The 21,322-nt window shown below is 70.8% G+C and carries 18 protein-coding genes; 12 read left to right on the top strand and 6 right to left on the bottom strand.

The features are described 5' to 3' along the window. Nucleotides 1–429 precede the first annotated feature (429 nt). From ACIPTO_RS38295 to ACIPTO_RS38260, 8 genes are all read left to right on the top strand, one after another. Nucleotides 430–2,262: an APC family permease gene (locus ACIPTO_RS38295; RefSeq protein ID WP_401199753.1), complete on the top strand. Its 1,833-nt coding sequence runs from the start codon at nt 430–432 to the stop codon at nt 2,260–2,262. A 259-nt stretch (nt 2,263–2,521) separates the two neighbouring features. Next, on the top strand, nt 2,522–2,611 hold the full coding sequence (kdpF, locus tag ACIPTO_RS38290; RefSeq protein ID WP_016434100.1) for a K(+)-transporting ATPase subunit F: 90 nt from the start codon (nt 2,522–2,524) through the stop codon (nt 2,609–2,611). 7 nt (nt 2,612–2,618) lie between these two features. Beyond that, the gene (gene kdpA, locus ACIPTO_RS38285) at nt 2,619–4,283 is read left to right on the top strand and encodes a potassium-transporting ATPase subunit KdpA (RefSeq protein WP_401199750.1); all 1,665 of its coding nucleotides are present in this window, start codon (nt 2,619–2,621) and stop codon (nt 4,281–4,283) included. Nucleotides 4,284–4,312: 29 nt separating this feature from the next. Beyond that, complete coding sequence (gene kdpB / locus ACIPTO_RS38280; RefSeq protein WP_401199787.1) at nt 4,313–6,409, top strand: potassium-transporting ATPase subunit KdpB; 2,097 nt, start codon at nt 4,313–4,315, stop codon at nt 6,407–6,409. Between the two features lie 5 nt (nt 6,410–6,414). Then, nucleotides 6,415–7,047: a potassium-transporting ATPase subunit C gene (locus tag ACIPTO_RS38275; RefSeq protein ID WP_401199748.1), complete on the top strand. Its 633-nt coding sequence runs from the start codon at nt 6,415–6,417 to the stop codon at nt 7,045–7,047. Between the two features lie 100 nt (nt 7,048–7,147). Beyond that, on the top strand, nt 7,148–7,831 hold the full coding sequence (locus tag ACIPTO_RS38270) for a response regulator (RefSeq protein ID WP_401199746.1): 684 nt from the start codon (nt 7,148–7,150) through the stop codon (nt 7,829–7,831). 1 nt (nt 7,832) lies between these two features. After that, the gene (locus ACIPTO_RS38265) at nt 7,833–10,379 is read left to right on the top strand and encodes a DUF4118 domain-containing protein (protein ID WP_401199744.1); all 2,547 of its coding nucleotides are present in this window, start codon (nt 7,833–7,835) and stop codon (nt 10,377–10,379) included. A gap of 57 nt (nt 10,380–10,436) precedes the next feature. Further along, complete coding sequence (locus tag ACIPTO_RS38260) at nt 10,437–11,882, top strand: glycoside hydrolase family 43 protein (protein ID WP_401199742.1); 1,446 nt, start codon at nt 10,437–10,439, stop codon at nt 11,880–11,882. A gap of 348 nt (nt 11,883–12,230) precedes the next feature. On the opposite strand, the gene ACIPTO_RS38255 is transcribed toward ACIPTO_RS38260, so the two are convergent. After that, nucleotides 12,231–12,422: a DUF5999 family protein gene (locus ACIPTO_RS38255; protein ID WP_033283380.1), complete on the bottom strand. Its 192-nt coding sequence runs from the start codon at nt 12,420–12,422 to the stop codon at nt 12,231–12,233. A 283-nt stretch (nt 12,423–12,705) separates the two neighbouring features. After that, nucleotides 12,706–13,290 carry a hypothetical protein gene (locus ACIPTO_RS38250; RefSeq protein ID WP_401199740.1) on the bottom strand — a complete coding sequence of 195 codons (585 nt, stop codon included), beginning with the start codon at nt 13,288–13,290 and terminating at the stop codon, nt 12,706–12,708. A gap of 519 nt (nt 13,291–13,809) precedes the next feature. Here ACIPTO_RS38250 and ACIPTO_RS38245 point away from each other — a divergent pair. Next, entirely contained in the window at nt 13,810–15,327 is a 1,518-nt protein-coding gene (locus ACIPTO_RS38245; RefSeq protein WP_366322088.1) for a glutamate-cysteine ligase family protein, read from the top strand. A 51-nt stretch (nt 15,328–15,378) separates the two neighbouring features. On the opposite strand, the gene ACIPTO_RS38240 is transcribed toward ACIPTO_RS38245, so the two are convergent. Next, a complete protein-coding gene (locus tag ACIPTO_RS38240) occupies nt 15,379–17,166 on the bottom strand; it encodes a substrate-binding and VWA domain-containing protein (protein WP_401199738.1) in 1,788 nt (595 codons plus the stop codon). 186 nt (nt 17,167–17,352) lie between these two features. On the opposite strand from ACIPTO_RS38240, the gene ACIPTO_RS38235 reads away from it, so the two are divergent. Then, a complete protein-coding gene (locus ACIPTO_RS38235) occupies nt 17,353–18,153 on the top strand; it encodes a type II CAAX endopeptidase family protein (RefSeq protein WP_366322084.1) in 801 nt (266 codons plus the stop codon). Nucleotides 18,154–18,181: 28 nt separating this feature from the next. Here the strand turns inward: ACIPTO_RS38235 and ACIPTO_RS38230 are convergent, their stop codons facing one another. After that, nucleotides 18,182–18,991, bottom strand: coding sequence for a PhzF family phenazine biosynthesis protein (locus ACIPTO_RS38230; RefSeq protein WP_401199736.1), 810 nt, complete (start codon nt 18,989–18,991; stop codon nt 18,182–18,184). A 298-nt stretch (nt 18,992–19,289) separates the two neighbouring features. Between ACIPTO_RS38230 and ACIPTO_RS38225 the strand changes: the two genes are divergently transcribed. After that, nucleotides 19,290–19,751 (top strand): PaaI family thioesterase, encoded by a 462-nt coding sequence (locus tag ACIPTO_RS38225; protein WP_401199734.1) that lies wholly within the window; start codon nt 19,290–19,292, stop codon nt 19,749–19,751. A gap of 58 nt (nt 19,752–19,809) precedes the next feature. Here ACIPTO_RS38225 and ACIPTO_RS38220 read toward each other — a convergent pair whose 3' ends face one another. Further along, entirely contained in the window at nt 19,810–19,956 is a 147-nt protein-coding gene (locus tag ACIPTO_RS38220) for a hypothetical protein (protein WP_401199732.1), read from the bottom strand. 188 nt (nt 19,957–20,144) lie between these two features. Between ACIPTO_RS38220 and ACIPTO_RS38215 the strand changes: the two genes are divergently transcribed. After that, a complete protein-coding gene (locus ACIPTO_RS38215; protein ID WP_401199730.1) occupies nt 20,145–20,786 on the top strand; it encodes a PadR family transcriptional regulator in 642 nt (213 codons plus the stop codon). A gap of 105 nt (nt 20,787–20,891) precedes the next feature. Here the strand turns inward: ACIPTO_RS38215 and ACIPTO_RS38210 are convergent, their stop codons facing one another. Next, nucleotides 20,892–21,320 (bottom strand): SRPBCC family protein, encoded by a 429-nt coding sequence (locus ACIPTO_RS38210; RefSeq protein WP_327405572.1) that lies wholly within the window; start codon nt 21,318–21,320, stop codon nt 20,892–20,894. Nucleotides 21,321–21,322 lie beyond the last annotated feature (2 nt).

Below are 21,322 nucleotides of genomic sequence, written 5' to 3'. Positions count from 1 at the left end.
GTGGGCTCTGGCCATCACGCGGACGGCGGCACCAGCGTAAGCGGAGAGTGACGCGTGGGCCCATGGATGTGGGGCCGGTGGGCGTCAATCTTGCGTTAAGACTGGCCGGGTCGGTGGAGGGGGCACGTCAGGAAAGGCGGGAAGGGCTGGTTGGGGGCGTGTTGGGCTGTATGGGGGTGCGGAGGGCTGGGTGGGGGGTGGTGGATACCCAGCGTTACGGGGGCCGGTGCTTCTTGACGCCGTCGCGGCGGTGGCGGGCGACCATGCCAGGTCGCCAGGTCGCACGGCCGTCAAGTTCGCGTCAAGGAACGCCTGTTCGGCGCGAAGAAGCCGCAAGGGGAAGGGGGAACCGGCCGCGGCGGGACAGAACCTGAAGCGCACTCGCGCGGTCCCGTTCACCGCGCGCCCGTACGCGAAGGAGCCACCAGCATGACCGTTCTCGCAGTCCAGCCGGGTGCCACACCGGCCGACGAGGAGCCCCCGGATACCGGCGAACGCCACCGGCTGACCGCGACCGCCGGGTTCGCCGCGCTCTCCCTGGACGCCATGGCGTCGGTGGCCTACGGCCCCGAGGCCATCGTCCTCGTGCTGGCCGCCGCCGGTGCGCGCGGACTCGGCTTCACGCTCCCGGTCACGCTCGCCATCGCCGCGCTGCTCGCGGTGCTCGTCGCCTCGTACCGGCAGGTCATCGCGGCCTTCCCGGACGGCGGCGGGTCCTACGCGGTGGCGAAGACGCACCTCGGCGCCCGGACGAGCCTGGTCGCGGCGGGCTCGCTGGTGCTGGACTACGTCCTGAACGTGGCGGTCGCCGTGACCGCCGGAGTCGCGGCGCTGACCTCCGCCTTCCCGTCGCTCTACGGTGAACGGCTGTGGCTCTGTCTGGCCGTGTTGACTCTGCTCACAGCTGTGAACCTGCGCGGGATCGCCGAGTCGGCGCGGGTGTTCATCGTGCCGACCGTCGTGTTCATCGGTTCGATCTTCGTCCTCATCGTGGTCGGGCTGTTCCGCGATGCGCCTGTGAACCGAGTCAACAGCGCGTCCGTGGTGAGCGACAACGCCACGAGCGTCGGCGTCCTGCTCCTGCTGAAAGCCTTCGCCTCCGGGTGCAGCGCCCTCACCGGTGTCGAGGCCATCGCCAACGCCGTGCCCACCTTCCGCACCCCCCGGGTGAAGCGGGCCCAGCGCGCGGAGGTCGCCCTCGGCGCGGTGCTCGGCGTGATGCTGATCGGCCTGTCCGTCCTGATCTCCCGCTTCCACCTCCGGCCCGTCCCGGGAGTCACCGTCCTCGCCCAGCTCGCGGACGCCTCACTCGGCCACAACTGGGCTTTCTACGTCGTCCAGTTCGCGACGATGATCCTGCTCGCCCTGTCCGCGAACACGTCCTTCGGCGGGCTGCCGGTGCTGCTGAAACTGCTGGCCCGCGACAACTACCTCCCGCACGTGTTCGCCCTCAAGGCCGACCGCCAGGTGCACCGGCACGGGGTGCTCGCGCTGGCCGCGGTCTCGGCCGCGCTGCTGGTGTTCTCCGGCGGCGACACCAACACCCTCGTGCCGCTCTTCGCGATCGGCGTCTTCGTCGGTTTCACCGTCGCGCAGGTCGGCATGGTCCGGCACTGGCGCGGCGAACGCGGCCCCGGGCGGCATGGGAAGGCCCTGCTGAACGGCTTCGGCGCGGTCCTCACCGGCGCCGCCGCGATCGTCGTCACCGCGACCAAGTTCGAGGAGGGCGCCTGGCTGGTCGTGATCGCGCTGCCGCTGCTGGTGGCCGCCTTCGGGACCGTGCACCGCGCCTACGCGCGCATCGGCGAACGGCTCGGCCTCGGCCGTGTCCCCGAGGCCCCGCACCGCGACCGGTCCATGGTGATCGTGCCCGTCTCGTCGCTGTCCCGCCTCACCTCCGAGGCGCTGACGGCCGCGGCCTCCCTCGGCGACGAGGTCCGCGCGGTCACCGTCGGCTACCCCGATCCCGAGGACCGCGCGCACCTGCACGCCCTGGAGCGCGCGTGGGCCGAGTGGGACCCGGGCGTCCCCCTGGTCCGGCTCGCCTGCGAGCGCCGCTCGCTGGGCCGCCCGATCGCCGCCTACGTACAGGACGTCTCGGCGACGGAGCCGGACACCCGGGTCACCGTCCTGATCGCCGAGGTGGAGCCCGTACGGCTGTGGCAGCGGCTGCTGCAGAACCAGCGCGGCGCGGTCGTCGCGCATGCCGTACGGCGGGACACGGACGCGGTGATCTGCCGGCTGCGGTTCCGGCTGTTCTGAGGCCGGGGCACGGGGCGACGCCGTACACCCGGGGCCCCGGCTCACGGCATCGCCGTAAGAGTCCCGTCAAAGGGATGTGTGCCGCCGTATGGGACCCGTCAACGGCGGCCGAATCCGGTCGTGGGCGCGGTTACCTCTAAAGCGTCCGTTCCATCCGCACCTCATTCCAGGAGCTCACGATGGCCGATCTGGCCTTCGTCGTCACCACGATCGCGGTCTTCGCGCTGGTGGCCCTCGTCGCCAAGGGGGTGACGAAGCTGTGACCGCCGAGAACATCGTCGGCCTCGTCGTGGCCGTCGCCCTGCTGGGCTATCTCGTCCTCGCCCTGATCTTCCCGGAGAGGTTCTGAGCAGCGCATGGGTCCCGTACTCGCCGGCGTGCTCCAGCTGGTCGCCCTCATAGCGGCACTGGCGCTCGTCTACGTCCCCCTCGGCACCTACATGGCCAGGGTCTACTCCTCCGACAGGCACCTGCGCGTCGAGAGGTGGATCTACAAGGGCATCGGTGCCGACCCGAACACCGAGATGCGCTGGCCCGCCTATCTGCGCGGTGTCCTCGCCTTCTCGGCCGTCGGGGTCCTCTTCCTGTATCTCCTCCAGCGGCTCCAGGGCGTCCTGCCCGGCTCGCTGGGTTTCTCCTCGGTCGACCCGGCGCAGTCGTTCAACACGGCCGTGTCCTTCGTGACGAACACCAACTGGCAGTCGTACTACGGCGAGCAGACCATGGGTCACGTCGTGCAGACCGCCGGTCTCGCCGTGCAGAACTTCGTCTCCGCGGCCGTCGGCATCGCCGTCGCGGTCGCTCTCGTCCGGGGCTTCGCGCGCTCCCGCACCGGTGAACTCGGCAACTTCTGGGCCGACCTGGTGCGCGGCACGGTCCGCATCCTGGTGCCGCTCGCGGTCGTCGCGGCCCTCGTGCTGGTGGCCTGCGGTGCCATCCAGAACTTCTCCGGTATCCACGAGGTCGGCCAGTTCATGGGCGGCCACCAGCAGTGGAACGGCGGCGCGGTCGCCTCGCAGGAGGCCATCAAGGAGCTGGGCACCAACGGCGGCGGCTACTTCAACGCCAACTCCGCCCACCCCTTCGAGAACCCGACCCCGTTCACGAACCTGTTCGAGATCTTCCTGCTGCTGGTGATCCCGTTCGCGCTGACCCGCACCTTCGGCGTGATGGTCGGCTCGATCAGGCAGGGCTACGCGATCCTCGCCACCATGGCCACCATCTGGGTCGGCTTCGTCGCCCTGATGATGTGGACCGAGTTCGCCCACCACGGCGCGGCGCTCCAGGCCGCCGGCGGTGCGATGGAGGGCAAGGAACAGCGCTTCGGCGTCGGCGCCTCCTCGATCTTCGCGGTGTCGACCACCCTGACCTCGACGGGCGCGGTGGACTCCTTCCACTCCTCGTTCACCGGTCTCGGCGGCGGAATCACCATCCTGGGCATGCAGTTGGGCGAGATCGCACCGGGTGGCACCGGCTCCGGCCTCTACGGAATGCTGATCATGGCGATCATCGCGGTGTTCATCGCCGGACTGATGGTCGGCCGCACGCCCGAGTACCTGGGCAAGAAGATCGGCACCCGTGAGATGAAGCTCGCGGCCTGCTACATCCTGATCACCCCGGCCCTGGTGCTGACCTTCGCGGCCGCCTCCATGGCGCTGCCGACCCCGCCGCACTCGATGCTGAACTCCGGCGCGCACGGCTTCTCCGAGGTGCTGTACGCCTTCACCTCCGCCGCGAACAACAACGGATCGGCGTTCGCCGGCCTGAACGCGAACACCGACTGGTTCAACACCATGACCGGGCTCGCGATGCTGTTCGGCCGCTTCCTGCCGATGGTGTTCGTGCTGGCGCTGGCCGGCTCGCTCGCCGAGCAGCAGCCGGTGCCGGTCACCGCGGGCACCCTGCGCACCGAGAAGCCGCTGTTCACCGGTCTGTTGGTGGGCGCGATCCTCATCATCACCGGTCTGACCTACTTCCCGGCCCTCGCGCTGGGACCGCTGGCCGAGGGGCTGGCGTCATGAGCACCCGTACGGACAACCAAGAGGACTCGATGTCCACAGTCACTCCGACCAGGGCGCCGCACAGCGATGTGCCGACCGGTCACAAGGAAGAGGGACGGGTCGGTGCGGGTCTGTTCGACCCGAAGCAACTGCTCAGGTCCCTGCCCGACGCCTGCCGCAAGCTCGACCCGCGGGTGATGGTCAAGTCGCCCGTCATGTTCGTGGTGTGGATCGGCTCGGTGCTGACCACCGTCTTCTCCTTCAAGGACCCGGGCGACTGGTTCGGCTGGACGATCAGCGCCTGGCTGTGGCTGACCGTCGTCTTCGCCAACCTGGCGGAGGCGGTCGCCGAGGGCCGCGGCAAGGCGCAGGCCGACACCCTGCGCAAGGCCAAGACCGACACGGTGGCGCGGCGGCTCGACGGCACGGCCGAGGAGCAGGTCCCCGGCACCGAACTGCGCATCGGCGATCTGGTCGTGTGCGAGGCGGGCGACATCATCCCCGGCGACGGGGACGTCGTGGAGGGCGTCGCGTCCGTCGACGAGTCGGCGATCACCGGCGAGTCGGCGCCCGTCATCCGCGAGTCCGGCGGCGACCGCTCGGCCGTCACCGGCGGCACGAAGGTCCTCTCCGACCGCATCGTCATCAAGATCACGACGAAGCCCGGCGAGACCTTCATCGACCGGATGATCGCCCTCGTCGAGGGCGCCGCCCGGCAGAAGACGCCCAACGAGATCGCGCTGAACATCCTGTTGGCGTCCCTCACCATCGTCTTCCTGCTGGCCTGCGCCACGTTGCCGCCGTTCGCGGACTACGCGGGCACCCACCTCACGATGATCGTGCTGGTCGCCCTCCTGGTCTGTCTGATCCCGACGACGATCGGCGCCCTGCTCTCCGCGATCGGCATCGCGGGCATGGACCGCCTCGTCCAGCGCAACGTCCTGGCCATGTCCGGCAGGGCGGTCGAGGCCGCGGGCGACGTGTCGACCCTGCTGCTCGACAAGACCGGCACCATCACCCTCGGCAACCGCCAGGCCTCCGAGTTCGTGCCGGTCACCGGCACCACCGAGGCCGAGGTCGCCGACGCGGCCCAGCTCTCCTCGCTGGCCGACGAGACGCCCGAGGGCCGTTCCATCGTCGTCCTGGCGAAGGAGAAGTACGGCCTGCGGGAGCGCCACCAGGGCGAGTTGACCCACGCCGAGTGGATCGCCTTCACCGCGCAGACCCGGATGTCCGGCGTCGACGTGGACGGGCGCAGGATCCGCAAGGGCGCGGCCGGTTCGGTCGTCGCCTGGGTCCACGAGCGGGGCGGCGAGGTGTCCGAGGACGCCGGCGCGCTCACCGACCGGATCTCGGCGGCCGGCGGCACCCCGCTGCTCGTGGCGGTCGAGGACACCGACGGCGCACGGGTGGTGGGTGTCATCCACCTCAAGGACGTCGTCAAGGCGGGCATGCGCGAGCGGTTCGAGGAACTGCGCCGCATGGGCATCAAGACCGTCATGATCACGGGCGACAACCCGCTGACCGCCAAGGCCATCGCGGACGAGGCCGGTGTCGACGACTTCCTCGCCGAGGCCACTCCCGAGGACAAGATGGCCCTCATCAAGCGGGAGCAGGCCGGCGGCAAGCTGGTCGCGATGACCGGCGACGGCACCAACGACGCCCCCGCGCTCGCGCAGGCGGACGTCGGCGTGGCGATGAACACGGGCACGTCGGCCGCGAAGGAGGCCGGCAACATGGTCGACCTCGACTCGAACCCGACCAAGCTCATCGAGATCGTCGAGATCGGCAAGCAACTCCTCATCACCCGGGGCGCGTTGACGACGTTCTCCATCGCCAACGACGTCGCGAAGTACTTCGCGATCATCCCGGCGCTGTTCGCGGCCGTCTACCCGGGCCTGGACAAGCTCAACATCATGCACCTGGCCTCGCCCGACTCCGCGATCCTCTCCGCGGTCGTCTTCAACGCGCTGGTCATCATCGCGCTGGTCCCGCTCTCCCTGCGCGGCGTGCGGTACCGGCCGGTCAGCGCCGACCGGATGCTCCGCCGCAACCTCGGGATCTACGGCATCGGCGGCCTGATCGCGCCCTTCGTCGGCATCAAGATCATCGACCTGCTCGTCTCCCTCATCCCCGGAATCGGCTGATCGGCATGAACAACTCGGTTACGAACACGGCCCGGTTGCTCGGGGCGGCCCTGCGTGCCCTCCTCGTGCTGACCCTGGTGACGGGTGTCCTCTATCCGCTGGCGGTCACGGGAGTGGCCCAGGCGCTGTTCAGCGGCAAGGCGAACGGCTCGGAGATCACGGCGGACGGCAAGGTCGTCGGTTCCTCGCTCATCGGTCAACAGGGCTACGGCCTGGACTACTTCCAGGGGCGTCCGGCCGACGGCCTGGGCACGAACTCGGTCAACACGCAGTACAAGCTGATCCTCTCCGGCGCCACCAACCTCGCCGCCGACAGCAAGGTGCTCCTCAAGCAGGTCGAGGACGCCAAGGCGGCGGTCGTGAAGAACAACTCCACGGCCGACTACAAGGTCAAGCCCTCCCAGGTCCCGGCCGACGCGGTCACCTCCTCCGGCTCGGGCCTCGACCCGGACATCTCCCCGGCCTACGCCGCACTCCAGGTCCACCGGGTCGCCGAGCGGAACCACCTCCCGGTCGGCCAGGTGGAGAAGCTGGTCGAGGACCACACCGACGGCCGCACCCTCGGCTTCATCGGCGAGCCGACGGTGAACGTGCTGGAGCTCAACATCGCCCTCAAGTCCCTTGTGACCAAGAGCTGATGGCGTTACACGACCGGCAGGGGAGCCGGCGGCCCGGGCGAGGTCCCGGCACCGCCGACTCCCCTCGCCATGCCAGGGACCACACGAAAGGCACACCCCCATGACACGGGTGCTGGTGGTGGAGGACGACCCGCAGCTCGTACGGGCCCTCGTGATCAACATGCAGGCCCGGCGGTACGGCGTGGACGCGGCCCCGGACGGCGCCACCGCGCTCCGGCTCGCCGCCACGCGCCAGCCGGACGTCGTGATGCTCGACCTCGGACTGCCCGACATGGACGGCGTCGACGTCATCAGGGCACTGCGCGGCTGGACCCGGGTCCCGATCCTGGTGCTGTCGGCCCGGCAGGCCTCCGACGAGAAGGTCGCCGCCCTCGACGCGGGCGCCGACGACTACATCACCAAGCCGTTCAGCATGGACGAACTCCTCGCCCGGCTGCGGGCCGCCGTCCGCCGCGTCGAGGACGTGCCGCTGACCCCGGCGACCACCTTCGTCACCACCGACGACTTCACCATCGACCTGCTGGCCAAGAAGGCCACCCGCGCCGGACACGACATCCGGCTCACCCCCACCGAGTGGCACCTGCTGGAGATCCTGGTCACCAACCCCGGCCGTCTGATCACCCAGAAGTACCTGCTCCAGGAGGTGTGGGGAGTGACCCAGGGCGGCAAGACCAACTATCTCCGGGTCTACATGGCCCAGTTGCGCCGCAAGCTGGAGGGGGACCCGTCGAGCCCCCGCTATCTGATCACCGAGCCCGGCATGGGCTACCGCTTCGAAGGATGACATGGGACGCGGCAGGCTCAGGATCTACCTCGGCGCGGCACCGGGCGTCGGCAAGACGTACGCGATGCTGTCCGAGGCGCACCGGCGGACCGAGCGCGGCACCGACTGCGTGGTCGCCTTCGTGGAACACCACGGCAGACCGCGCACCGAGGTGATGCTGCACGGCCTGGAGGAGATCCCGCGCCGTGAACTCGCCTACCGCGAGACGGCGTTCACCGAGATGGACGTCGACGCGGTCCTCGCCCGCCACCCCGCGGTGGCCCTCGTCGACGAGCTGCCGCACACCAACGTCCCCGGCTCCCGCAACGCCAAGCGCTGGCAGGACGTGGAGGAACTGCTCGCGGCCGGCATCGACGTGATCTCCACGGTCAACATCCAGCACCTGGAATCCCTGGGCGACATCGTCGAGTCCATCACCGGCGTCCGCCAGCAGGAGACCGTCCCCGACGAAGTGGTCCGCCGGGCCGACCAGATCGAACTGGTCGACATGTCACCCCCCGCGCTACGGCGCCGGATGGCCCACGGCAACATCTACGGACCGGACAAGGTCGACGCGGCCCTCTCCAACTACTTCCGCCCCGGAAACCTCACCGCCCTGCGGGAGTTGGCGCTGCTCTGGCTCGCCGACCGGGTCGACGCCTACCTCCAGGAGTACCGCAGCGAACACCGCGTCTCGGCGATCTGGGGCTCCCGTGAGCGGATCGTCGTCGGCCTGACCGGCGGACCGGAAGGCCGCACCCTCATCCGCAGGGCCGCGCGCCTGGCCGAAAAGGGCGCCGGCGGCGAGGTGTTGGCGGTCTACATCTCCCGCAGCGACGGCCTCACCGCGGCCTCCCCCAAGGAACTCGCCCAACAGCGCACCCTCGCCGAGGACTTGGGCGGCACCTTCCACCACGTCGTCGGCGAGGACATCCCGGCGGCCCTGCTGGACTTCGCCCGCGGGGTCAACGCCACCCAGATCGTCCTCGGCGTCTCCCGCCGCAAGGGCTGGCAGTACGTCTTCGGGCCCGGCGTCGGCGCGACGGTCGCCCGGGAATCCGGCCCCGACCTTGACGTCCACCTCATCACCCACGACGAGGCGGGCAAGGGACGCGGACTGCCGGTGAACCGGGGCACACGGCTCGGGCGGGCCCGGATCGTCCGGGGCTGGCTGGCCGGAATCGGCGGACCACTGCTGCTCACCTGGCTGTTGAGCGGGGTCGCCCCCGAAGTCGGCCTGGCCAACGACATGTTGCTGTACCTGTCCCTGACGGTGGCGGCGGCCCTGCTCGGCGGACTCTTCCCCGCCCTGGCCTCGGCGGTGGTCGGATCGCTGCTCCTGAACTGGTACTTCACCCCGCCCGTCCACACGTTCACCATCGCCGACCCCAAGAACATCGTCGCCATCGCGATCTTCGTGGCCGTCGCGGTGTCGGTCGCGTCCGTGGTCGACCTGGCGGCCCGGCGCACCCACCAAGCGGCCCGGCTGCGTGCCGAGTCGGAGATCCTCTCCTTCCTCGCGGGCAGTGTGCTGCGCGGCGAGACCAGCCTCGAAGCCCTCCTGGAACGGGTCCGGGAGACCTTCGGCATGGAGTCCGCCGCCCTGCTGGAGCGTGCGAGCGACGTCGAACCCTGGACCTGCGCGGGCAGCGTGGGCCCCCGCCCGTGCCGGAACCCGGAGGACGCGGACGTCGACGTACCGGTCGGCGACCATATGGCGCTGGCCCTCTCCGGCCGGGTCCTGCCTGCCGAGGACCGGCGCGTCCTGGCCGCCTTCGCCGCCCAGGCGGCCGTCGTTCTGGATCGCAGGCGCCTGCGGGAAGAGGCCGACCAGGCGCGGGCGTTGGCCGAGGGCAACCGCATCCGCACCGCGCTCCTGGCCGCCGTGAGCCACGACCTGCGCACCCCGCTGGCCGGCATCAAGGCGGCCGTCTCCTCGCTCCGTTCCGAGGACGTCGACTGGTCGGACGAGGACCGGGCCGAGCTGCTGGAGGGCATCGAGGACGGCGCCGACCGCCTCGACAGCCTCGTCGGCAACCTGCTCGACATGTCCCGGCTCCAGACCGGCACGGTCACCCCGATCATCCGCGAGGCGGACCTCGACGAGGTCATCCCGATGGCCCTGGGCGGCGTCCCCGAGGACAGCGTCGAACTCGACATCCCCGAGAGCCTCCCCATGGTCCCCGTCGACAAGGGGCTCCTGGAACGCGCCGTCGCGAACATCGTCGAGAACGCCGTGAAGTACAGCCCGGAGCGAACTCCCGTACTGGTCACGGCGAGTGCCATCGCCGACCGTGTCGAGATCCGTGTCGTCGACCGCGGCCCCGGCGTCCCCGACGAGGCCAAGAACCGCATCTTCGAACCCTTCCAGCGCCACGGCGACGCCCCGAGCGGCGCCGGAGTAGGCCTCGGACTCGCCGTCGCCCGCGGCTTCACCGAAGCGCTCGGCGGCACCCTCGGCGCCGAGGACACCCCCGGCGGCGGCCTCACGATGGTCCTCAGCCTCCACCTCACCCCCGCGCCCGCCCTTGCCCCCGCCGAGAGATCCACCTACAGTCCCGCTCCGTAATGTTCGCCAATCGGCCCGAAACTTTCGACACCGGGCCGGACGGAGGGGCGGAACCACATGCGGACCTACGACAACCCGGTCATCGGCGGCTTCCACCCCGACCCCAGCGTGTGCCGGGTCGGCGAGGACTACTATCTCGCGTGCTCCAGCTTCGAGTACGTCCCTGGGGTCCCGCTCTTCCACAGCCGCGACCTGGTCCACTGGCGGCAGATCGGCAACGTCCTCGACCGGCCAGGGCAGTTGGACCTGCCCGCCGGCACCCCCGCCTCGGCCGGCATCTACGCCCCGACCCTCCGCCACCACGACGGCCGCTTCCACCTGATCACCACCGACGTGCGGGGGAAGGGCAACTTCATCGTCACCGCCGACCGCCCCGAGGGCCCCTGGTCGGACCCGGTCCTCGTCGACTTGCCCGGCATCGACCCCGACCTGGCCTGGGACGAGGAGGGCAACTGCTGGTGCGCGGTCGCCGGGGTCACGGTGGCCCGCATCGACCCGGGGACCGGCAAGGTCCTGGAGGGCCCGCTCCCGGCCTGGTCCGGCACCGGACTCCAGCACCCGGAGGCCCCGCACCTCTACCGGATCGGCGACTGGTGGTACCTGCTGCTCGCCGAGGGCGGCACCGCGCACGGCCACAGCGTCTCCGTCGCCCGCGCCCGCTCCCCGCGCGGCCCCTGGGAACCGGGCCCCGCCAACCCCGTCCTCTCCCATCGCAGCACCGACCTCCCCATCCAGAGCGCCGGCCACGCCGACCTGGTCACCGCCCCCGACGGCACCTGGTGGATGGTCCTCCTGGGCACCCGCCCCCGGGGCTGGTTCCCCGGCTTCCACGTCCTGGGCCGCGAGACCTTCCTGACCCCGGTGGAGTGGGCCGACGGCTGGCCCCGGGTCGGCCCCGTGCGGGAACAGCACCCGGCACCGGCCGCCTGGCACCCCCTCGAACTCCCGCCGGTGCGCGACGACTTCGACGCCCCGGCCCTCGCCTTTCACTGGATCTCGCCGCGCAGCCGGCCGGACGACACCTGGTCGCTGACCGACCGCCCCGGCTGGCTGACCCTCGACGCGACAGCGACCCCGGTGTTCCTCGGCCGCCGCCAACAGCACCCCGACTGCTGCGCGTCCACCCGGATCGCCCCCGGCTCCGGCCGCGCCGGCCTCTCCGTCCGCATGGACGAGGCCCATCACTACGACATCGAGATCGCCGGGGGAGCGGCGAGCGTGGTCGCGCGGATCGGCCCCGTACGGCAGCGGATCGCGGAGCACCCGGTGGCCCCCGGTCCGGTCACCCTGACCGTCCGCATCACCGCGACCGGCGCCGACACCCTCGGCCCCGACATCCTGGCCTTCTCGGTGGAGGGCCCCGAAGGAGCCGTGGAACTGGCGGAGTTGGACGGCCGCTATCTCTCCACGCAGGTCGCCGGGGGCTTCACCGGCCGGGTGATCGGGATGTACGCGGCCGAGGGCGGGGCGGCCTTCGACTGGTTCGACTACGAGTCGCAGTAAAGCACCTCGTGCTGCGGCCGGCGGCGGAGGCCGAGTCGGCCGGGCGGGCCGTCCGGTACCGGGGCCAGACCAGGGGCGTGTCTGGCGGTGCGCGGAGGTGGAGGTGTGACCATAAGAGATTACGCGGACACGTATGGTGGATTCCCGCCGTGTTCCCGGGCGAGAGAACGGCACTTCCGTGGACGGCACTTCCGCCGGACGAAATGCCGAATCCGAAACCCGCCTATTATGTGCAGCGTTCGGCGCTCGGATAGCGAGCGACTACGGGGAGTGAGCGACCCCGGAAATGCGTCGGGGCCGGTGCGCACCGTGGAAGTCATGCGTCCGGCCCCTCAGTTCCCGGCGTGCTCAGGCCGCTGTCACCACCTGGCGGTGCGGCGCGATGATCTGGCCGTCGGGCAGGAGCTCACCGGTGTCCTCGAACAGGAGAACGCCGTTGCACAGCAGGCTCCAGCCCTGCTCCGGGTGGTGCGCCATGAGGCGGGCGGATTCCCGGTCGGCGGATTCGGCGGTGGGACACGGCGGCTGGTGCTTGCACATGGGTGGGATCTCTCGCTCTGTTGTGGTCATGTCCATCCCCCGTGGTGTTGAGTCGGTCCGAACCCAGTGTTGCCCCACGGGCGTCAATCCGCAGGGATTTAGCGGCACCGCTTCTCACAGGTTGATGACGCATCACCCGCGCGGACGGTTCATCCCAATTCCCGGCTCGTACGAGCTTTTTCCTGCTCGTACGAGCATGACGAGCGTAAAAGGGCCGGAAACGCGATCGTACCCCGCTGCCGGGAATTCGGCGGCGGGGTACGGAGGTGGCGGCGGGGGAAAGTCAGGCGGGTGAACCGAGCAGGGGCGCGGGAGTCACCCGATGGGTCAGCACCGGCAGCAACTCGGCCACCCGGTGCGGACGGTGGGCCGCGATGCCGGGTGGCGCGGGAGCCAGCGGGACCAGCAGATCGGTCGCCACGGGGTGGCCGCCGGCGCCGTCCGCGGTGAGGTCCCCGTGCAGCCAGAGCGTGAGCATGTAGAGGCCGGGCACGGACAGGAGGCGCGGCTGGTGGGCGCCCTTCATGTTCTCGGCCTGACGCAGCGCCAGCTCGGTGGAGGCGATGTACGGCCCCTCGAAGAAGTGCGAGAACGCCCAGCCGTCGGGCGTCAGCATCGTCTCGGCCGCGGCGACGGCGCGGTCCCCGCAGCGGATCAGGAAACGCCAGCCGGCCAGCCGGGTGACGGCCGTACCGTCCTCGGACACGCGCTCCAGCACGTGCAGGGGCAAAGGGAGTTCGGGGGTCGCGGGTCCCTGGGCCGCGCGCAGTGACGGGGTCTTGGCCTCGCGGACCGCGGTGGGGGAACCGAGTGCCGTGAGAACGGAGCGCAGGGCGGGCGCGGGAGCCGGGGGGACATGCAGCGGCATGGTGGGTCGCCTCTCATTCGACAGGCACTGGTGGCGCGAGGGCGGGGCGGGGGCGGACGGCGCTGTCAGCTCTCGGGGGTCAAGAGGCCGGGCCGGGTTCCGTGAGCATGGGTGCGGCCTGCCGCACATCGCTCGACGGCAGGTTCCGGGACCGGGGCGCCAACCTTCTGCCTTGTCCGCGGAGTTTATACGACACGTGTTCAGAAGATGTTTCGCCTAACCGTTTCCCGCATGAACAACAAGGGCCTATTCGGTCGGCGATTCACGGGATTCATCCCGGTTCCGAACCGGCTCCACGGCCATGACCTCGGGATATGTCCCCGGCGGGGTCGGCCAATTCTCGTCGGCGTTTTTCACGAGCGGTCATTGAGCGCGGAACCGCTTACCGCGGCATGCCTCGTGAATGTGCCGCGGGTCACGTTCGACCAGAGTAGCGGGCGCCGCGCCGCTCCGGGACGTTATCGATCGCCAGGTCTGGGCATCATCCTTCCTGACCCGGGACGAGGAGGTGAGGCTTCGATGGGCGAGAAGGTCGTGGCAGGGCCGTTCGAGCTGGCCGACCGCCAGCGCTACCGCGCCAAGCTGCGGCGGTGCCTGACGGGGCTGGAGCGGCTGCTGGTCGAGAAGCGGTTCGACCGGCCGAGGAACCTCATGGGGCTGGAGATCGAACTGAACCTGGTCGGCTCCGACGGCATGCCGAGAATGCTGAATGGAGAGGTTCTCGAGCGCATCGCGAGCCGAGATTTCCAAACAGAACTCGCCATGTTCAATCTGGAAGTCAACATTGCCCCACACCGATTGGACGGCCGGGTATTCGACCGGCTCGCGGAGGAGATCCGTACGTCACTGGCATATGCCCATCGAAAAGCGGGCGAGGTCGACGCCGGAATACTGATGATCGGCATTCTGCCGACACTCGACCGGGACGACCTGGTCTCCTCGAACCTCTCCGCGGTCGACCGCTACACCCTGCTCAACGATCAGATCGTGGCCGCCCGCGGCGAGGATTTCGTCCTCGACATCGAGGGCGTCGAGCACCTCACCTGCACCTCCGGCTCCATCGCGCCCGAAGCCGCCTGCACCTCCGTGCAGTTGCATCTCCAGGTCACCCCGGACCGCTTCGCGGACGTGTGGAACGCGGCGCAGGCCGTCGCCGCCGTGCAGGTCGCCGTGGGCGCCAACTCGCCGTTCCTGTTCGGCCGTGAGCTGTGGCGCGAGTCCCGGCCCCCGCTGTTCCAGCAGGCCACCGACACGCGCCCGCCCGAACTCCAGGCCCAGGGCGTCCGCCCCCGCACCTGGTTCGGCGAGCGCTGGGTGACGTCGGCGTACGACCTCTTCGAGGAGAACCTGCGCTACTACCCGGCCCTGCTCCCGATCCACGACGACGAGGAGCCCCTCGACGTCCTCGACGCCGGCGGCATCCCCACCCTCGCCGAACTCGTCCTGCACAACGGCACGGTGTACCGCTGGAACCGCCCGGTCTACGGCATCGCCGACGGCGTCCCGCACCTGCGCGTCGAGAACCGCGTGCTGCCCGCGGGCCCCACCGTGACCGACGTCATCGCCAACACCGCGTTCTATTACGGCGTCGTGCGCGCGCTCGCCGAGGAGTCGCGGCCGGTGTGGACCCGGCTGCCCTTCGAGGCCGCCGCCGCCAACTTCGACACCGCGTGCCGCGACGGCATCGACGCCCGCCTCGTCTGGCCCCGACGCGGACGGCTCGGCACCACCGGCGAGATCGACGCGGTGACCCTCGTACGCGACGAACTGCTTCCGCTCGCGGAGGCCGGCCTGGACGCGTGGGGGGTCGAACCGGCGGACCGGGACCTGTACTTGGGCGTCATCGACGAGCGCTGCCGTCGCCGGGCCAACGGCGCGACCTGGCAGGCGGGCACCTTCCACCAGGCACTGGAGCAGGGGCTCAGCAGGGAGGCCGCGCTGGCCGCGACCACCCGCCGCTACAGCGAGTTGATGCATGTCGGGGAGCCGGTCCACACCTGGCCGGTGGGACTGCCGGAGCCGGCGCCGCTGGGGTGAACGACAGCTGTCCCGGGGCGCGTTGACGGCGGCAGGCGAACCGCCGCCGTCTCAGCCCGCGTTGGCCGACGCGCCCGACGCTCCCGCCGCCACGATGGCCTGGAGGATCACCGACTGGATCTGGGCCGGGTTGTTCACCTCGTGGCCCGAGCCGCCGGTCGCCTCGGCGATCTGGCGGGCCTCGTCCTTGTCGGCCTCGGGGCCCACCGCGATCATGATGAGCGGCACCGGCCGCTCAGGGCTGGCGAGTTGCTGCAACTGCTGGAGGAGCGCGGTGCGGGAGATGCTGCCCGGGTCCTGGTTGACGCCGTCGGTCAGAATCACCAGCGCGTTGAACTTGCCCTTCACATAAGAGGAGGTGGCCGCGCGGTACGCGGCGAGCGTGGTGTCGTAGAGCCCGGTCGCGCCGTCGGGCACCGGCTTCAGCGAGCCGAACGCCGCCGACAGGGCGTCGCGTTGGGTGCCGTCGTTCTTGTGGTCGCCGAGGCGCTCGGTCGGGACCAGGACGCGGTAGTCCTTGTCGCCGTCGAGCTTCGTGGAGAACTCCCACAGACCGATCTCGTCCTCGGGCGTGAACGTGGCGAGCGCCTGGAGCAGCGAGCCCTTCGTCACGTCCATGCGCGACTGGCCGGTCCCCGGCACCTTCTCCGCCATCGAGGCGGACGCGTCGACGACCGTGGTGATCCGCGCGCTCTGCACGGTGATCGTCCAGGTCCCCAACGCCTCCTGGAGCGCCGCGTCGGACGCCGGTTCGGCCGCCGCCACGCCGTACGGCTGCGGACTGGTCCCACCGGCCTTGGCGACGACCGCCTTCGGCGCGGTGTCGTCATCGGTGCGGAACCCGTACTTCTCCATCAGCTTCTGCTGTGCGGGCTGACTCAGATAGGTCATGAACCGGATCGCGGCCCGGCTCTGGTCCGTGGTCAGCCGGTCCTGGTCGACCAGGTTGTACGGATAGTCGAGCCGCGGGGAGCCGTCCTTCGGATAGAAGAGGTCGAGGCTCCCGTCGCCGTCGGCCGACGCGTTGTACGAGAACGCCGACTGCTCGCTGAGGACCAGCGCCTGGTTGCGCTTCGGGTTGCCCTGCTCGGTGCCCGACGCGTTGCGCGGCAGCGTGTCCAGGACCTGGCCGTCGGTGTCCGAGATCCGCTGCGACAGGGTCTTCATCATCGCCGCCGCCTGCGTGGCCCCGCCCTTGACCTTCCCGGCGGCCGTGCTGAGCTGGGTCAGCGCCAGCAGCCCCGTCGCACTGCGCGCCGGGTCGGCCGCGCCCAGCCGGAGCGAGTCGTCCTGGAGGGTGGCACCGGCCAGGTCCAGCCAGGTGTACGTCTTCTGCGGCCACCCGAGCGACTTCGCGGCGGCCGGGACCATCGCCACCCCGACCGGTGTCGAGGCCACGTTGCCCGCGGGCGTCACCTCCGTGGCCGCGCTGTCGGCGGCCGACGAGATCTCGCCCGCCCACAGCTCCGAGTCCGGCACCCACACCTGCACGTCCGGGTGCTTGCCCGCCTTCAGGGTGTCGGCGAACTTGTACGACTCCTCGGCGGTCACCGAGATGTTCAGGCACTGCCCGTCCGACGTGATGTTCTCGTCGCGGGCCTGGCCGGCCGCCGCGCGCAGTGCGGGGGCCATGTCGGGGGAGGCGGCGAGTTTCAGCCGTACTGCGTCCTTCCGGCAGGAGGAGCCGAAGGACAGCAACCCGCTCTGCACCGCCACCGCGGTACCGCCGGCGACGGTCAGCACCAGCACCGTGGCGATGGCGATCGTACGGCGACGCGCGCGAGGACGGGGGTCGCTGCCGCCCGCCCCGTACTGATCGGGCAAGCTGTGACGTCCCATGACGGTGGTGCCCCTCCCTGTTGAACCTCGTGCCGGTATCCGGCCGTATGGCAGACATGGGGGAGGTTCACCCCGTACGGCGTCCGTCCCCCCAACGGCCTGTCGCGCACGATCTTCGTAAGTTCTTTCGAGACCCTAGCGGGGCGAAGATGGGCATGAGGCGGGAATTCCGAACTGAAGGCAGGTGTGCAGGTGGAGGCAGGGCAGGTGGCCGAAACTTTTCCGCTGGAGCGGCCCACACGGCGGATTCTCCGGTCCGAGGCGCTGCTCGTTCTGGGGCTTTCGCTCGGTGCGAGTGGAGTGTCCGCCCTGATCAGCTTTGTCGGATCGGTCACCAAACCGGGGGGTCTCAAGGACCAGGCGGCCACCCTCAACGCCTCGGCCGCGCCGGGCCGCCCGTGGCTCGATCTGGCCTGGCAGCTGTTCGGGATCGCGTCCGCGCTGGTCCCCGTCGCCCTCGTCGCGCACTTCCTCCTGCGGGAGGGCGAGAGCCTGCGCACGATCGGCTTCGACCGCACCCGCCCCTGGCCCGACCTGGGGCGCGGGGCGGGCGTCGCGGCGGTCATCGGCTCCACCGGGATCGCCTTCTACCTGGCCGCACGCGGCCTCGGCTTCAACCTCACGGTGGTGCCGGAGGCACTGCCCGACGTCTGGTGGAAGTACCCGGTCCTGATCCTCTCCGCGATGCAGAACGCGATCCTCGAAGAGGTGATCGTGGTGGGCTATCTGCTGCGCCGGCTCGGCCAGTTGGGGTGGACGCCGGGCACCGCGCTGGTGGCCAGTTCCGTACTGCGCGGCAGTTACCACCTCTACCAGGGCATCGGCGGCTTCGTCGGCAACATGGTGATGGGCGTGGTCTTCGTCTACCTGTACCGGCGCTGGGGTCGCGTGGGTCCCCTGGTGGTGGCGCATTCCCTGCTCGACATCGGGGCGTTCGTCGGCTACGCGCTGCTCGCGGGCAAGGTGGGCTGGCTGCCCACCGCGTAACGCCCGTGCAGGACAAGCGGGTTGAGGCTCAGGCGAGCAGCTCGCCGTCGACGACCGTGACCGCCCGGCCGGTCAACAGGGTCCGTTCGCCCCGCAGTTCGGTACGGACCCGCCCGGAGCGCGGCGAGGCCTGCAGCCCGGTGAGGACCGTGTCGCCCAGCCGCTCGGACCAGTACGGCGCGAGCGCGGTGTGCGCGCTGCCGGTGACCGGGTCCTCGTCGATCCCGATGTTCGGGAAGAAGCAGCGCGACACGAAGTCGTAGCCCCGGGCGGGGTCCTGGGCGCGGGCGGTCGCGATGATGCCGCGCTCGGAGGCGGCGCCGAGCGCCCTGAGGTCCGGCGCGAGGCCTATGACGGTCCTCTCGTCGGCGAGTTCGACGACGAGGTCACCGATGTCCGGGCCGGTGTCGAACGCGGTCAGCGGCTGTGCGCCCAACGCCTCGGCGAGGCCGTCCGGGATCGCGACGGACGTGAGCGGGGCGGTCGGGAAGTCCAGCGTGATCGACCCGTCGTCGGCCGGAGTGGCGCGGAGCAGCCCACCGCGGGTCGCGAACCGCACGGTCCCCTCGTGGGCGCCGGTGGTGCGCAGCACATGGGCGGTCGCGAGGGTCGCGTGCCCGCACAGCGCGACCTCCGTCGACGGCGTGAACCACCGCAACGCCCAGTCCGCGTCCCCGCCGTCGGGCAGCCGGTGCGCGAACGCCGTCTCGGCGTGGTTCACCTCCAGCGCCACCCGCTGGAGCCAGTCGTCCGCCGGGAAGGCGTCGAGGAGCAGCACCCCGGCCGGATTGCCGGCGAAGGGGCGGTCGGTGAAGGCGTCGACGATTCGGATGCGCATACGGCGACGCTAGCCGCGCCGCGGCCTCCCGGAACAAGGCCAATGCGCGGTCACTGGACCGACTCGCGCGAGCTGCGGCGCGGCGGGGCCGGACGACGGCCCCTTGGCGCACACGCCTGTTCGTCGCCCCGTCGCCCCGTCGCCCCGTCGCACAGCGCGGCCGACGCCGCCGAACACTTCGGCCCGCCCCGCGACCGTACGGTCATCACGGGCCGGCGCATCGAGGTGTCACCGGGACTTCCCCGCACGGTCGCGGCGAGCCCCCTCCGGCGCCGCCACCGCGTGCGAGGCTGCGCCCATGGACGTCACGGCACTGGCCCGCACCCTGCTGGAGCCCGTTCCGGCCCACCGCACCGCCGGTATCCAGGTGGTGCGGGCCGCCGACGGCGAAGCCGAGATCACCGCCGAGGTCCCGGAGGCGCTGACCAACGTCATCGGCTCCCTGCACTCCAGCGGCCTCGTCGCCCTGCTGGACGCGGCCGGCCTGGGCGCGATCATCGCGGCGAGCGAGACCCCAGGGGACGTCGACGGGATCGTCCCTCTCGGCGCGTCCGCGTCCCTGGAGTTCCTGGCCCCGGCCCGCGGCCGGCTCCGCGCCGTCTGCCACCTGGACACCGAGGCCCGCGCCGCGCTGCGCCCGCTGCTGTCGGGCGAGACCGACCGGGCCCGCTTCGCCACCCGGGCGGAGATCACGGACGCCACCGGCGCCACGGTGTGCCGGGGCGCCTTCGACTGGAGCGTCAGGCGCCGCCGGGGGTGAGGGCGCGGTGGGGTGAGCCGTGGGCGAGGGTGTCGCCGGCCTCCCCACCGGAGCGGTCCTACTGGTAGCAGGGGTTCCCGCACAGCGGGGTGACCGTGCTGGTCTCCCACGGCATGGGGGCGGCCGACGCCGCCGGGGTCACGATGCCGGTCATCACGGCGGTCAGCAGTGCCGCGATGCCCGCGCGCTTCCACATCGTCCTCATCACGTTCTCCCTGGTCGGTCGTCGGGCTGTCATCGCCAGTCAACGGGCCGGGCGGACGGCGTGGGGAGCATTTCGAAGCGGTTCGAAGTCCTTCTGGGCGGGAGCGCGGGACGGGGGTTGTCATCCGAACAGTTCCGATATATCGTTGACGCATCGCGACAGATCAACGATGGAATGGAGTGATTGCGATGCGTACCCACGGATACGAGCGTGGACATGGGCAGGACGGCTTCTCCCGGCGCGGCCGGGGTGGCCCCGAGGGGCGGCGCGGGGCTTTCGGTCCCTTCGGGCCCGGCGGCCCGGGCGGTCCCGGCGGAGGCCCCGGATTCGGCCCGGGCTTCGGTCCCGGCCCCTGGGGCGGACGAGGGCGCGGCGGCCCGAGGGGCGGCAGGGCGCGGCGCGGCGACGTACGCGCGTCGATCCTGGCCCTCCTCAAGGACCGGCCGATGCACGGCTACGAGATGATCCAGGAGATCGCCGAGCGCAGCGGCGGCGCGTGGAAGCCGAGCCCCGGCTCGGTCTACCCCACCCTGCAGCTGCTGGAGGACGAGGGCCTGATCGCCAGTGAGTCGGAGGGCGGCAAGAAGCTCTTCGCCCTCACCGAGGCCGGCCGTACCGCCGCCGAGGAAGGCCCGGACGCGCCTTGGGAAGAGGCTTCCCGCGGTGTCGACTGGGAGGCCCTGAGCGAGATCCGCCAGGCCGGCTTCGGTCTGATGGAGGCTTTCGGCCAGGTCTGGAAGACCGGCAGCAAGGAGCAGCGCGAGAAGGCGCTGTCCGTCATCAACGACGCCCGCAAGAAGCTGTACCTGATTCTGGCCGACGAGGACTGATGTCCTCCGGGTCGGAAGAGGTGGCAGGTCAAGGCGCCTCACGGACCTTCCGTGGGGCGCCTTCCCTCTGCGCGTTCCCGTTCCTGCGGTGCCCCGGCGCGTTCCTCAGGCCACCAGCCCGGCCAGTTTGCGCAGCGACTCGTTCAGGGCAGCCGTACCCGAGTCCTTCAGTTTGCCCGCCATCAACGACACCGCCGCACCAGTGAACTCACCGTCGATCCGGACCGTCGTGGCGTCGCCGTCGGGCGTGAGCGTGTAGCGCGTGGCGACGTTCACGGCCATCGGGCCCTTGCCTCGGATGGCGAACACCCGGGCCGGTTCCACCTCCTCGATGGTCCACTCCACCTCGGCGGGGAAGCCCATCAGCTTCATGTTCTCCTGGAAGGTCCCGCCCACCGCGAGGACGTCCGGGCCGCCCTTGGGGAAGTTGGTGTGGGTCGCGTTCCACTCGCCGTACGCGGACCAGTCCGTGAGTTGAGTCCACACCTTCTCGGCCGGGGCCTCGATGCGGGCCTCCGCGCTGATTTCGGCCATGC

The sequence above is a fragment of the Streptomyces sp. NPDC090083 genome (assembly GCF_044747445.1).
Taxonomy (GTDB): Bacteria; Actinomycetota; Actinomycetes; order Streptomycetales; family Streptomycetaceae; genus Streptomyces.
This window is presented reverse-complemented; position numbering and strand designations above follow the sequence as displayed.

Excerpts from the sequence above, each read along its gene's own strand:
- ACIPTO_RS38270 (WP_401199746.1), top strand. The coding sequence starts at position 7,148 with ATGACACGGGTGCTGGTGGTGGAGGACGACCCGCAGCTCGTACGGGCC.
- kdpB (WP_401199787.1), top strand. The coding sequence starts at position 4,313 with ATGTCCACAGTCACTCCGACCAGGGCGCCGCACAGCGATGTGCCGACC.
- ACIPTO_RS38240 (WP_401199738.1), bottom strand. The coding sequence starts at position 17,166 with ATGGGACGTCACAGCTTGCCCGATCAGTACGGGGCGGGCGGCAGCGAC.
- ACIPTO_RS38225 (WP_401199734.1), top strand. The coding sequence starts at position 19,290 with ATGGACGTCACGGCACTGGCCCGCACCCTGCTGGAGCCCGTTCCGGCC.
- ACIPTO_RS38255 (WP_033283380.1), bottom strand. The coding sequence starts at position 12,422 with ATGTGCAAGCACCAGCCGCCGTGTCCCACCGCCGAATCCGCCGACCGG.
- ACIPTO_RS38265 (WP_401199744.1), top strand. The coding sequence starts at position 7,833 with ATGGGACGCGGCAGGCTCAGGATCTACCTCGGCGCGGCACCGGGCGTC.
- ACIPTO_RS38260 (WP_401199742.1), top strand. The coding sequence starts at position 10,437 with ATGCGGACCTACGACAACCCGGTCATCGGCGGCTTCCACCCCGACCCC.
- ACIPTO_RS38250 (WP_401199740.1), bottom strand. The coding sequence starts at position 13,290 with ATGCCGCTGCATGTCCCCCCGGCTCCCGCGCCCGCCCTGCGCTCCGTT.
- ACIPTO_RS38210 (WP_327405572.1), bottom strand. The coding sequence starts at position 21,320 with ATGGCCGAAATCAGCGCGGAGGCCCGCATCGAGGCCCCGGCCGAGAAG.
- ACIPTO_RS38245 (WP_366322088.1), top strand. The coding sequence starts at position 13,810 with ATGGGCGAGAAGGTCGTGGCAGGGCCGTTCGAGCTGGCCGACCGCCAG.
- ACIPTO_RS38230 (WP_401199736.1), bottom strand. The coding sequence starts at position 18,991 with ATGCGCATCCGAATCGTCGACGCCTTCACCGACCGCCCCTTCGCCGGC.
- ACIPTO_RS38295 (WP_401199753.1), top strand. The coding sequence starts at position 430 with ATGACCGTTCTCGCAGTCCAGCCGGGTGCCACACCGGCCGACGAGGAG.
- ACIPTO_RS38275 (WP_401199748.1), top strand. The coding sequence starts at position 6,415 with ATGAACAACTCGGTTACGAACACGGCCCGGTTGCTCGGGGCGGCCCTG.
- kdpA (WP_401199750.1), top strand. The coding sequence starts at position 2,619 with ATGGGTCCCGTACTCGCCGGCGTGCTCCAGCTGGTCGCCCTCATAGCG.
- ACIPTO_RS38220 (WP_401199732.1), bottom strand. The coding sequence starts at position 19,956 with ATGAGGACGATGTGGAAGCGCGCGGGCATCGCGGCACTGCTGACCGCC.
- ACIPTO_RS38215 (WP_401199730.1), top strand. The coding sequence starts at position 20,145 with ATGCGTACCCACGGATACGAGCGTGGACATGGGCAGGACGGCTTCTCC.